10 protein-coding genes are annotated in these 12970 nt (G+C 59.8%); 3 read left to right on the forward strand and 7 right to left on the reverse strand.

The genetic code is table 11. The features are described from left to right. Positions 1-72: 72 nt before the first annotated feature. Together EGT36_RS12455 and ppx are read left to right on the forward strand one after the other, a co-directional pair. Entirely contained in the window at positions 73-2271 is a 2199-nt protein-coding gene (locus EGT36_RS12455) for an RNA degradosome polyphosphate kinase (RefSeq protein WP_034496238.1), read from the forward strand. Next, positions 2268-3791, forward strand: a complete 1524-nt coding sequence (gene ppx, locus EGT36_RS12460) for an exopolyphosphatase (RefSeq protein ID WP_004441136.1) — start codon at positions 2268-2270, stop codon at positions 3789-3791. Before EGT36_RS12455 ends, ppx begins: the two co-directional genes overlap by 4 nt. A gap of 47 nt (positions 3792-3838) precedes the next feature. Here the strand turns inward: ppx and EGT36_RS12465 are convergent, their stop codons facing one another. The 7 genes from EGT36_RS12465 to EGT36_RS12495 all read right to left on the reverse strand — a co-directional run bounded on the left by EGT36_RS12465 (position 3839) and on the right by EGT36_RS12495 (position 10989). Continuing rightward, complete coding sequence (locus EGT36_RS12465) at positions 3839-4471, reverse strand: DapH/DapD/GlmU-related protein (protein WP_004441138.1); 633 nt, start codon at positions 4469-4471, stop codon at positions 3839-3841. A gap of 177 nt (positions 4472-4648) precedes the next feature. Continuing rightward, positions 4649-4966: a hypothetical protein gene (locus EGT36_RS12470; protein ID WP_037088981.1), complete on the reverse strand. Its 318-nt coding sequence runs from the start codon at positions 4964-4966 to the stop codon at positions 4649-4651. 164 nt (positions 4967-5130) lie between these two features. Then, positions 5131-5478 (reverse strand): YunG family protein, encoded by a 348-nt coding sequence (locus tag EGT36_RS12475; protein WP_004441141.1) that lies wholly within the window; start codon positions 5476-5478, stop codon positions 5131-5133. A 137-nt stretch (positions 5479-5615) separates the two neighbouring features. Then, entirely contained in the window at positions 5616-6974 is a 1359-nt protein-coding gene (locus EGT36_RS12480; RefSeq protein ID WP_037088984.1) for an esterase-like activity of phytase family protein, read from the reverse strand. 143 nt (positions 6975-7117) lie between these two features. Continuing rightward, positions 7118-8146, reverse strand: coding sequence for an adenylate/guanylate cyclase domain-containing protein (locus EGT36_RS12485; protein ID WP_004441145.1), 1029 nt, complete (start codon positions 8144-8146; stop codon positions 7118-7120). A gap of 328 nt (positions 8147-8474) precedes the next feature. After that, positions 8475-9635 (reverse strand): ribonuclease D, encoded by a 1161-nt coding sequence (rnd, locus tag EGT36_RS12490; protein WP_037088987.1) that lies wholly within the window; start codon positions 9633-9635, stop codon positions 8475-8477. 82 nt (positions 9636-9717) lie between these two features. After that, on the reverse strand, positions 9718-10989 hold the full coding sequence (locus tag EGT36_RS12495; protein ID WP_037088989.1) for an MFS transporter: 1272 nt from the start codon (positions 10987-10989) through the stop codon (positions 9718-9720). Positions 10990-11180: 191 nt separating this feature from the next. On the opposite strand from EGT36_RS12495, the gene aspS reads away from it, so the two are divergent. Further along, positions 11181-12968 carry an aspartate--tRNA ligase gene (aspS, locus tag EGT36_RS12500; protein WP_004441151.1) on the forward strand — a complete coding sequence of 596 codons (1788 nt, stop codon included), beginning with the start codon at positions 11181-11183 and terminating at the stop codon, positions 12966-12968. Positions 12969-12970 lie beyond the last annotated feature (2 nt).

The raw sequence follows: 12970 nt of genomic DNA on the forward strand, positions 1-12970 counted from the left end.
ACGGGCAAGAAGGACGATCGCGGGATGCAGCAGGATCACGGATTGGAAATTGGTCAGGGGATGGAACAGGGCATGGACGCTGTCGCGCAGGAAGATTTCAACAAGGTTCAGCCGCAGACTGAGGGCGAGAACCTCTGGGATAGCCCCGCGCGTTTCATCAACCGCGAATTCTCCTGGCTCCAGTTCAACCGCCGTGTCCTTGAGGAAACGCTGAACACCGATCACCCGCTGCTGGAGCGGCTGCGTTTCCTGTCCATCTCGGCGGCCAATCTCGATGAGTTCTTCATGGTTCGCGTCGCCGGCCTCGAAGGTCAGGTGCGCCAGAAGATCACCGTCAGGACCCCGGACGGCAAGACTCCGGCAGAACAGCTCGAAGATATTCTGAAGGAAATCGACAACCTGCAGATGGAGCAGCAGGCCTCGCTTGCCGTTCTGCAGCAATATCTTGCCAAGGAAGAAATCTACATCGTACGCCCGGCTGCGCTTTCGGATGAGGATCGCAACTGGCTGGAAACCGAGTTTGAGGAACGCATGTTCCCGGTGCTGACGCCGCTCTCCATCGATCCGGCGCACCCGTTCCCCTTCATTCCCAATCTCGGCTTTTCCATGGGCCTGCAGTTGGACAGCGTCAACGGCCGCGAGCCGATGACGGCGCTTTTGCGCCTGCCGCCGGCGCTCGACCGCTTCGTGCGTCTGCCGGATGAAAAGAACGCCATCCGCTACATCACGCTCGAGGATGTGGTCGGTCTGTTCATTCACCGGCTCTATCCCGGCTATACCGTTCGCGGTTCCGGCACGTTCCGCATCATCCGCGATAGCGATATCGAGGTGGAGGAAGAGGCCGAAGATCTGGTGCGCTTCTTTGAAAGCGCGCTGAAACGCCGCCGCCGCGGTTCCGTCATCCGCATCGAGACCGACAGCGAAATGCCGCAGTCGCTCAGGCAGTTCGTGGTGCATGAACTCGGTGTGCCGGATAATCGCGTTGCCGTTCTGCCCGGTCTTCTCGCGCTCAACACTATCTCGGAAATCGTGCGCGCCCCGCGCGACGACCTGAAATTCGAGCCCTACAATGCCCGTTTCCCGGAGCGCGTTCGTGAACATGCCGGCGATTGCCTCGCTGCTATCCGCGAAAAGGACATGGTGGTTCACCATCCCTATGAAAGCTTCGACGTGGTGGTGCAGTTCCTCCTGCAGGCTGCGCGCGATCCCGAAGTACTCGCCATCAAGCAGACGCTTTACCGCACCTCCAACGACAGCCCGATCGTTCGCGCGCTGATCGACGCCGCGGAAGCAGGTAAATCCGTCACCGCGCTGGTCGAGCTCAAAGCGCGTTTCGACGAGGAAGCAAACATCCGCTGGGCGCGCGATCTGGAGCGCGCCGGCGTGCAGGTCGTGTTCGGCTTCATCGAACTCAAGACCCACGCCAAGATGTCGATGGTGGTGCGCCGCGAGGATGGCAAGCTCAGGACCTACTGCCACCTTGGCACGGGCAACTATCACCCGATCACGGCGAAGATCTATACCGACCTGTCCTTCTTCACCTGCAACCCGAAGATCGCCCACGATATGGCGAATATCTTCAACTTCATCACGGGTTACGGCGAACCGGAGGAGGGCATGAAGCTGGCCGTCTCGCCCTATACGCTACGCGCGCGCATCCTCAAGCATATTCACGAGGAAATCGAGCACGCCAAGCGCGGCGCGCCGGCGGCAATCTGGATGAAGATGAATTCGCTTGTCGATCCGGAGATCATCGATGCGCTCTACCATGCCAGCGCCGCCGGTGTTGAGGTGGACCTCGTCGTGCGCGGCATCTGCTGCCTGCGCCCGCAGGTGCCCGGCCTGTCGGACAATATCCGCGTCAAATCCATCGTCGGCCGCTTCCTGGAGCACAGCCGCATCTTCTGCTTCGGCAATGGTTTCGGCCTGCCGTCGGACAAGGCGCTGGTCTATATCGGCTCCGCCGACATGATGCCGCGCAATCTCGACCGCCGCGTGGAAACGCTGGTGCCGCTGACCAATCCCACCGTGCATGAGCAGGTTCTTTCACAGATTATGCTGGGCAATCTCATTGACAACCAGCAGAGCTACGAGATACTTGCGGACGGAACGTCGAGGCGCATCGAGGTGCGTAAAGGCGAAGAACCGTTCAACGCGCAGCACTATTTCATGACCAATCCCAGCCTTTCCGGACGTGGTGAAGCCCTGAAATCCAGTGCGCCCAAATTGATTGCCGGGTTGATTTCGTCCCGCAAGAAACAGGCTGAATGACTCGATCAGAAGCACAGGGGCGGCTGACCGGCCTTGCCCCCGTTTCCGTCATAGATATTGGCTCGAACTCCGTTCGTCTTGTCGTATATGAAGGTCTTTCCCGCGCGCCTGCGGTGCTGTTCAACGAAAAGGTGCTTTGCGGGCTTGGCAAAGGTTTGGCGCTGACGGGGCGCATGCATGAGGAAGGTGTGAGCCGCGCGCTCCTGGCGCTCAGGCGTTTTCACGCCCTCTCCGAGCAGGCGCAGGCGCAGCAGCTTTATGTGCTGGCCACGGCCGCGGCCCGAGAAGCGGAAAATGGTCCCGATTTCATTCGTGAGGCCGAAGCCATCCTCGGCTGCGAGATCGAGGTTCTGTCGGGTGAGAAGGAAGCGCTTTATTCGGCCTATGGCGTGATCAGCGGTTTCCATGATCCTGATGGCATCGCCGGCGACCTCGGTGGCGGCTCGCTGGAACTGATCGACATCAAGGGCAAGAGCTGCGGCGAAGGCATCACCCTGCCGCTTGGCGGTCTGCGGCTTTCGGAGCAATCGGACGGCTCGCTGGAAAAAGCGGCGACCATTGCCAGAAAGCACGTCAAATCCTTCGCCAAACTTCTGGCGGCGGGTGAGGGGCGCACCTTTTACGCCGTCGGCGGCACCTGGCGAAATATCGCCAAGTTGCATATGGAGATATCCGGTTATCCCCTGCACATGATGCAGGGCTATGAATTGCCGCTGGAGGAAATGCTGAATTTCCTCGAGGAGGTCATCGTCTCCCGGGATAGCAAGGATCCCGCCTGGCAGGCGGTCTCCAAGAACCGCCGCTCGCTCCTGCCATTCGGTGCCATCGCCATGCGCGAAGTTCTGAAGATGATGAAGCCGGCCAGGATCGCTTTTTCCGCACAGGGCGTACGCGAGGGTTACCTTTATTCGCTGCTGACGGAGGCGGAGCGCGAATCCGATCCGCTGCTGGTTGCCGCCGACGAACTTGCCATTCTGCGCGCCCGTTCTCCGGAGCATGCGCGAGAACTGGCGGACTGGAGCGGTCGCACCTTCCCGGTTTTCGGCATTGACGAGACGGAAGAGGAAAGCCGCTATCGGCAGGCCGCCTGCCTGCTGGCCGACATCAGCTGGCGCGCGCATCCCGATTACCGCGGTCTGCAGGCGCTCAATATCATCGCCCACTCGTCCTTCGTGGCGATCACCCATCCCGGGCGCGCCTATATTGCACTTGCCAATTATTACCGCTTTGAAGGCCTGAACGACAACGGCACCACCGAGCCGCTTGCCGCCATGGCGGGGGAGCGTCTGCAGGAACTCGCCAAACTGCTGGGCGGCCTGCTGCGCGTCGTATATCTTTTTTCAGCCTCCATGCCGGGTGTCGTGGATCACCTGAAATTCCGCAAGACAGATAATCCGGATCTCGATCTGGAATTTGTGGTGCCGCATGATTATTGCGATTTTGCCGGCGAGCGGCTGGACGGACGTTTGCAGCAACTGGCGAAGCTGACGGGCAAGCGGCTGGCCTTCGTGTTCGAATAAGGAGCGGCGGAGTTTCTGTTCACGACAGAAACGACATTGGCCCCGTGCTAGGACCAGCGCTCGCAGAACGCTTCGATATCGTTTGACTGAAAGTCGCCAAGCCGCGCCATGATCGTCTCGAAGGGCCAGTCCCACCAGGCAATAGCGGTAAGCTTCTGCGCAATTGATCGTGAAAAGCGCTCGCGAATGATTTTTGCAGGTACGCCGCCGACGATGGTATAGGGCGGCACGTCCCTGGTCACCACGGCGCCGGCGGCCAGCACCGCGCCGTCTCCCACCTTGACGCCCGGCAGGACGATGACCCCGTGTCCGATCCAGACATCGTGACCGATAACGGCGCGATCCTGCTTCCGCTGCGCGAAAAAGGCATCGTCGCGCACCGCATCGGCAGAGTAATATTCAGGGCAGTAGCTGAAACGGTGCATGGATGGCCGGTCCATCGGATGGTTGGGAGCGCCTATCCTGACCTCCGCGGCGATGGCGCAGAACTTCCCGATGATCGCATCCCCCACCATGCAGCGGGGACCAAGATAAGAGTAGTCTCCGAGCTCAACATTATGCAGCGAGGTATCGGCCAAAATCTCGCAGCATCTGCCGATGCTCGAGTCTCTTACGCTGGCTGTTGCATGAATGACGGTCTCTGCGAGCTTAGGGCGCTTGATCTGTGCGGTCGAATCCATTGCAGTCTCCCGATTTTGCGCCTGCTTAACCGGGCATGATGAAGGCCCTATGACGCGAGACGGCGGAGCATTCCATCCGTGACCGGCATACCCTGTCAAGTACAGAACACGTCTCTTGCTTCGTGTGACATTCTCTCCTTACAGATCGGCGTCACCTGCCGGCGACATTCGGGCGCATTATCGTTTCCAGTAGTGCTCCGTTATGTTTTGAGCATTCCGAATGATATGACCGGCGATTTCTGGGTCGCCGCCCTCGAAGGTCTGCGGGTCGGCCCCGCATAACAACAAAAAGAGCTGTTGATGCGCGACCGCGGCAAAATAATCCCGGGGTGGTGGCTGCATGTCTGACCCGGCCGCCTCGAATGCTTCGGCGACTTCTTTGCTGGCGCGCTCAACCGCTGCATGAACACTCGCCATCATCGCCGCTTCGTTGCGTTCCAATATATCCTGAACCTGCCGTTCTGCCGGTGTCAGAACCGGACAACTCTCGCTCATTAAATGTCTCTCCTGTGGGTACAACCATTTCGCCAAGCAATATCATCGCGTGGATTGTGTCCGCTTTGCGGGAAACATAAATCTTGGTCTTGAAGTGTAGCGCGCCGGTTGACCTCCATGCCGTGCGGATCGAACAGCAATGGGCTGTCCTTTTTGCAAGCCGTTCAGCCGTGGCCGAGTGCCTTTCGAATGCAGGCGCTGAGATAGGCATATTGCAGCGGCGTTATCGTCGCCATGACTTCCGTCCGATTGGCGGGATGATCCTGATAACCCACCGGCAGATCGAATTGGGTGAAGGTGAAATCCCAGCGGACGCCATCAATGATATTGTAGAAGTGTTGCGCGCCGCTGACAGCGGTTTTCGCAATTTCGCCGCCGAAAATGTCCTGAACCACCAGGGCAGTGACGCTTCCTTGCCCCCTGGCTGGATTTTCGCGCGACCAGAGGCCGCTGGTCTCGCCCGACCAGCTTCTCTTCAGGGCGTAGTACAGTCTTTCGGCATGGTCCTGCATGAAACGTCTTCTTTTCCGCAAGCATGTTTCTGTCGCGGCCGGAAAATCGGAAAGGAACGCCGCGCAGACGTTCGTGTCTGCCGGCGCTCCGTCCGGATCATTGGTGACCGTCAATGCAAATGACGGCAGCCGTGGCCTCACTTCGCCTCGAGCAGGTCCTTGACCTCAAGCAGAACGAATTCGTTGTCATCAGCCTTGTCCAGCGCCCGCCCGGCAGAGAAAGGCAGGTTGTTGTCATTGCCGACGATGATATGCGTGGCATCGACGCGGTCGACATTCTCGATGGTGACGAAAGGCATGTCGTAAAAACCATTGCCGCCGCCCTGGCGCTTCTTGTTATCAGGGTCGGAGATCTTCATCAGGTCGATGTAGCCGATCTTGCGGGCGGCCTTGCCGACATTGGCGTCGTTGAATTCGATCTTGTAGATGCGCTTGACCTTGGCTGGGCGGGCGAAGCAGTCCGCGGTGGGAGCCTTCGGGTCGGCGCAGGCCTTGTCGGCCGTGCCGGCGCCGTTGTCGCGTTCGATGACGAGGGCAGTGGTCTCGTCCAGCATGTTGAAGTCACCGATCGCCTCGCCGCCTTCCGCCAGCGGATAAAGCCAGCTGCGACCGGTCCACTCTTTCCTGGCGGTGTCCCGTTCGATGATGCGCAGCGCGGTCGCGCCGTCTTCGGTCTTTTCTACCTGCCCGTCCGCCATATAAAGCGGTCCTTCGAGAAGGCCGTAGAGCTTTGAGCCGTCCTTGGAGAGCGCCATGCCTTCATAACCCCCGGAGCGTTTCAGGTTGAAAGCGGGCATTTTCTGAGTCGGGTTGCCAGGCAGTGCGAGAGCCGGATGGTCGGGAGACTTCACCTCGATATCGCCGGCCTTGGTGGAGATCACATCGGTCAGCTTGCCGTCGCGGGTGAATTTCAGGATGTAAGGACCGAATTCCTCACCCACCCAGAAACCGTCGGCAACAGGCTGAATGGATTCGACATCGAAATCGGCGCCCGTCAGGTAGCGCTTTTCCGTGCCTTCCAGAACGATGGGGAAGGGCGATTTCATGTCAGGGTCGGAGAGAAACACGGTTTCAAGCGCATTGACCTTGTCGGCTTCCCAGTCGAACTTCAGATGGTGAAGCATCAGCATGGCGTCGCTCGAATTGAGCTTGGAGCCGAAACCGTTGTCGGAAAGGCTCCAGAAGCTGCCGTCCGGCATGGCCTTGATGCCGGAAAAGCCCTGCATGGGCTGGCCGTTGAACGGCATGGAAAGGCCCGTCAGCCGCACGCCGTCCTTGCCGGGCACGGTGCCGAGGCCTTCGGCGCGCTTGCGGTCGGCTGTGGTGAATTTGGCGGAGGTCTTGAGATGTGCCGGCGCATCGGCAGGCGCGGCGATGATGGTGTTGGCCGGCAGAATGGCATGTGAAACCAGCTTTGCCGGAAACTCCTTTTCCGCTGCCTGCGATGCGGAAGCGAGCGCGAGAACCGCGCAAGAGGCGAAAAGAACGTGCTTCATGTTGAGACCCCTCTCAGTACCTGTTGAAGACAGGATTGACGCGATAGGGGCAGCACATGACAGAGAGGTGATTGCCGTTTGAAGCTTTGATGAATTTTGATGACGGCGGCCGCTGGCAAAGGTGACGGCGACGTTGCTCCGCCCTAAGCGGCGGGGGCCTGATACTGGCTGAGCGTGCAGACACCGAGCGTCTGACCACGGCCCTTGACCGCGTGCTCGCCGAGATATTCGCTGCGCACGCCCTTGGGAAGCACCAGCTGATGGGCGAGGTCGGCGGAAATCAGCACGGGATGGCCGAGCATCTTGCTCAGCGATTCGAGTCTGGAGGTCGTGTTCACCGTATCGCCGAAATAGGTGATCTTGTGATGGTCTACGCCGATTTCCGCAGTGATGACGGGTCCGCCATGAATGGCGAAGCGCAGGCGCGGCACTTCACCGAAGCGGGAAAGCCACATGTCGCGCTTTTCCTCGATGGTCGCCTGAATATCGAAAACGCAGCGCACGCAGGCCGCGCGCCGTATCGCCCTATGGTATGGCCAGGTGATGATCGCGGCGTCGCCGATGTAATCGTCGATGACGCCGCCGTGTTTCCTGACCGGTGCGGCATAGCTCGCGAAGATTTCGCCCAGAAATTCCTGTGCCTTCAGGTCGCCATGGGTTTCGGCGAAGGAGGTTGAGCCTACAAGGTCTATGAAGATGAAGACGCGGTCTTCGCTCACCGGTCTGCGATAGCGCCCGAGAATGAGGTCGATGAAGATATCGCGGCCAAGAAGTTCACGCACACGCATGATGAAGACGATGATGCCGCAGACGATGAGCGTGAAGACCAGCGTCTGTACTTCGGCATGAACGGCGCGTTTCCAGGTGCCGGGAAAGATGCCGCTCAGCCACAGGATCGTGCCGCCCAGCCCGAAGCCGCAGAAGACGAGAACGGCATAGATGACAAGACCGACGGCAATGTAAACCGGTGTCGGCAGGGCGCTGACCTGCCGCGACAGGCCGGGCATGATGTAACCGCGCTCGAAGGCGAGGATTGGCGCGCAGGCAAACAGCGCATAGGTCGCGCCGATGAGCGCGCCACCGCCATATTCCAGGAAGGCGTAGGCCACGCCGCTGCCGGCCACGGCAACGAAGAGCACCACGTAATCCAGAATGGGCAGCAATTTTCTCATGTCGATTCTTGATCTCGGGAAGGGCAGGCCCGTCGCTCCTTGCGGGCAAAGCTTCTGTTCAGGTCATATGCGACATTAATGTGGAAAAAGCGCTGGAAAAAGTGAGCAATCGGTAAGGTTGCATAAAGGATCGGAAAGCCTGTTGCCCGGTTGCCGCAACGGACGGGGCCCGCACCCCGCCTAAGTTGATATCGTATAGTCGATGGCTTCACCGATTTTGTCGCCCGACGCGCTGTCGGCGATTCGGGTGTTCGGCCAGCGCCATTCAGATGCAGCGCTAGCGAATGAGGCGATACGCGGTATGAGAAGGTCGCGGAAAGAGCGAGGGTTACGACTCGTTCGCCGCAACCTCTACAGCTTCGACCTTCTTGCCGGCAAAACGCAGGGCGACCTCACCATTGATGAGCTTCAGCGCCACATTGCCGAAAAGCTCCCGCCGCCAACCGGTCAGTGCCGCCACCGTTGCCTTTTCGCCCTCGGCGGCAATCTTGTCCAGATCGTCGCTATTGGCGATGACCTTGGCGGCGACGCCGTGCTTATCAGCCGTCAGCTTCAGCAGAACCTTCAACAGTTCCACGGCAGCGCCCGAACCTTCCGGCGCGTGGCTGTGACGCGGTGCCTTCGGCATTTCTTCTTTCGGCAGCGCCAGCGCCGCATTCACCGTCTCGACGATGGCGTTGCCGGACGCGGAGCGTTCCCAGCCCTTGGGAATGGTGCGAAGCCGCGACAGCGCCTCGGCATCCTTTGGCTGCTGCTGGGCGATTTCGAAGATCGCATCGTCTTTCAGCACGCGCGAGCGAGGCACGTTGCGGGAGCGCGCCTCCCGCTCGCGCCAGGCGGCGATGAATTTGAGGATGGCAAGCTCGGTCGGCTTGCGCAGGCGCGATTTCAGCCGCAGCCAGGCATCGTCGGGATGCATGTCATACGTGTCGCGAGACTCGAGAATATCCATCTCTTCGGTCAGCCACAGCGAGCGGCCTTCACGCTCGAGCTGGGCTTTCAGCGAGAGATAGACATCCCGCAGATGGGTCACGTCGGCCAGCGCGTAATCCAGCTGCTTTTCGGTCAGCGGGCGGCGGCTCCAGTCGGTGAAACGGGAGGATTTGTCGATCTGCACGTTTTTGATCTTCTGCACCAGCTGGTCGTAGGAGATCGAATCGCCGAAACCGCAGACCATGGCGGCGACCTGCGTGTCGAAGATCGGATGCGGAATAAGCCCGCCGAGATGGTAGATGATTTCGATGTCCTGTCGCGCCGCGTGGAAAACCTTCACGACGTCGGGATTGGCCATCAACTCGAAAAGCGGCGTAAGATCGAGGCCCTTCGCCAGCGGATCGACCAGCACCTCGAGAGTCGGGCTTGCCATCTGCACGAGGCAGAGTTCCGGCCAGAAGGTGGTTTCCCGCAAAAATTCGGTGTCGATGGTGATGAATTCCGATTTCGCCAGTTCCGTGCAGGCCTCGGCGAGGGCGGCAGTCGTTTCAATCATTGCAAATGGCCACTCGTGAAAATTATCCGTCTTACTTTCCCTTTGCCGGGCGCATGTCAATACAAAGCCCGTTTTTGAAGGCCTAACGATCGTTTTTCTCCGGCGGATTGGGCTCCGACCCATTCTTTTTAGGTGGTGTGGGTGCGGCGAGCTTCTGGAAATAGGCCGAGGTGCGCAACAGCGAACTGAACCGCCAGTTCCTCTCCTCAAGCGGAACGCCCTCGCGCACCTGCAGCCGATATATGGTGTAGGCGATGAAAACGATCTGGATCGCGGCGGTATAGCTGAACAGCGCCTTCGGACCGAACTGATCGATCAGGACGGAGGCGAGAAGCGGCCCCACGGTTGCGCCCACCGACCAGAAGAACAGCAGTCCGGCTGACATCATCGCATGTTCGCCTTCCCTGGCGTGGTCGTTGCCATGCGCCGAACTCAGCGAATAAAGCGGCAGGGCGAAGGCGCCGAAGATGAAGACGCCGATGATATTGCTCCACTCGTCCGTGCCGGCGAAGAAAGCGAGAAACAGCCCGACGATGACAGAGGCGGCCGTGGTGGCGAGAATGATGATGCGCCGCTCATAACGGTCGGAATAAACGCCAAGCGGATATTGCAGCACCACACCGCCAATAATGCCCGCACTCATGAAGGTGGCGATGGCGGTAACGGAAAAGCCGATCTGTTCGGCATAGATCGGGCCAATGTTGCGGAAGGCCGCCATGCTGAGGCCGACTGCCACGCAACCGACGACGGCAAGCGGGGAAATGCGCCAGACGGCGAAAAGGTCGAAGGGAATCTGCTTCGGCGGGGCAGGGTTGGATTTGTCGGCAAGCGAGATCGGCACCAGAGACAGCACGAGCGCTATCGCGATCAGCGAAAACACCACCGGGCCTTCGACACCCATCACGGCAATGACATATTGCGCCAGCGTCACGGAGCCGAGATCGACGAAACGATAGATGGAAAGCGTGCGCGCGCGATTGGAATTCGTCACCTGGGCATTGATCCAGCTTTCGATGGCCGCAAAAAGACAGGCGACGGCAATGCCGATGACGAAACGCATCAGCATCCAGAATAGCGGGTGGATGATGAGCGGCATGGCGATGGAAGCGGCCGAGGCGACCGCTGCCATGGTGGCAAATGTTCTGATATGGCCGATCTTTCGCAGAAGCCGCGTCACCGAAATGCAGCCGAGTGCGAATCCGATGCTGTAGGCGGCGCTGATGACGCCGATGGTGCTGGCGGAAAAACCTTCGGAGATGCCGCGCAGGGCAATATAGGTTCCCTGCAGGCCGTTGCCGCCGATCAGGATGCCGGCGGTGACGAGAAGCGGGATGAGGGGTCTGATCTGGCTCATTGCGGGCCGACTCGGTTTGGCGGGCTGAATATGCACTATCTAAAGCCAAGGCGGGGGAAAGGACAGGCTGAAGGCGACATTGTTGCGCTTTGCCTTGACAAATCAGGCTGGCCATGCGCTTTTCCGGCAAATTTCGACAGTGCCGCCCATCTGGCCTCCAACGGGCCCACGACACGTTCCAGGATAAAAAAATGCATCGTTACCGCAGCCACACCTGTGCCGCTCTCCGCAAGTCCGACGTCGGCGAAACCGTTCGCCTTTCCGGTTGGGTTCATCGCGTGCGAGATCATGGCGGCGTTCTCTTCATCGACCTTCGCGACCATTACGGCATCACCCAGGTGGTTGCCGATCCCGACAGCCCGGCTTTCAAGGTTGCGGAAACCGTGCGCGGCGAATGGGTCATCCGCATCGACGGCCTCGTCAAGGCGCGTTCGGAAGACACCGTCAACAAGGGCATGGCGACCGGCGAGATCGAACTTTACGCTCAGGAGATCGAGGTTCTCGGCGTCGCCAAGGAACTGCCGCTGCCGGTCTTCGGTGAGCCTGACTATCCGGAAGACGTTCGCCTGAAGTACCGCTTCCTCGACCTGCGCCGCGAAACGCTGCACAAGAACATTGTCAAGCGCACGCAGATCATCTCCGCCATGCGCACCGGCATGGCCGATGCCGGCTTTGCCGAATATACGACGCCGATCCTCACGGCCTCCTCGCCGGAAGGTGCACGCGACTTCCTCGTGCCGTCGCGTATTCATGAGGGCAAGTTCTTCGCGCTGCCGCAGGCGCCGCAGCAGTACAAGCAGCTTCTGATGGTGGCGGGTTTCGACCGTTACTTCCAGATCGCGCCGTGCTTCCGCGATGAAGACCCGCGCGCCGACCGCCTGCCGGGCGAATTCTACCAGCTCGACGTCGAAATGAGCTTCGTGACCCAGGAAGATGTCTGGACCACGATGGAGCCGATGATGACTGCCGTCTTCGAAAAGTTTGCCGAAGGCAAGCCTGTCACCAAAGAGTGGCCGCGCATTCCCTATGATGAAGCGATCCGCAAATACGGCTCCGACAAGCCGGACCTGCGCAACCCGATCGTCATGCAGGCCGTGACCGAGCATTTCGATGGTTCGGGTTTCAAGGTCTTCGCGAACATGATCGCCTCCAACCCGAAGGTTCAGGTCTGGGCAATTCCGGCCAAGACCGGCGGTTCGCGCGCATTCTGCGACCGCATGAACGCCTGGGCGCAGTCTCAGGGTCAGCCCGGCCTCGGTTACATCTTCTGGAAGGAAGAAGACGGCAAGGTCGGCGGTTCCGGTCCGCTCGCCAAGAACATTGGCGAGGAACGCACCGAGGCGTTGCGTCAGCAGCTCGGCCTCGAGGCAGGTGATGCCTGCTTCTTCGTCGCCGGTGATCCCGCCAAGTTCTACAAGTTTGCCGGTGAGGCGCGCACCCGCGCTGCCGATGAACTGAACCTGATCGATCGCGACCGCTTCGAAATGTGCTGGATCGTCGACTTCCCCTTCTTCGAATACAACGAAGAAGAAAAGAAGATCGACTTCGCCCACAACCCCTTCTCCATGCCGCAGGGTGGTCTGGAAGCGCTGGAAGGGCAGGACCCGCTCTCCATCAAGGCCTTCCAGTATGACGCCGTCTGCAACGGCTTCGAAATCGCCTCCGGTTCGATCCGTAACCAGTCGCCCGAGTTGATGGTCAAGGCTTTCGAAAAGGTTGGCCTGTCGCAGACCGACGTTGAAGAGCGCTTCGGCGGTCTCTACCGCGCCTTCCAGTATGGCGCGCCTCCGCATGGCGGTTGCGCTTTCGGTATCGACCGTGTGGTCATGCTGCTGGTCGGTGCGAAGAACCTGCGCGAAATCACGCTGTTCCCGATGAACCAGCAGGCGCAGGACCTCCTGATGAACGCGCCGTCGCCGGCAACGCCGACGCAGCTTCGCGAACTGGCGCTGCGCGTCGTTCCGTCCAAGAAAGACTGATC

The organism is Agrobacterium sp. FDAARGOS_525 (genome assembly GCF_003938925.1).
GTDB lineage: Bacteria > Pseudomonadota > Alphaproteobacteria > Rhizobiales > Rhizobiaceae > Agrobacterium > Agrobacterium pusense.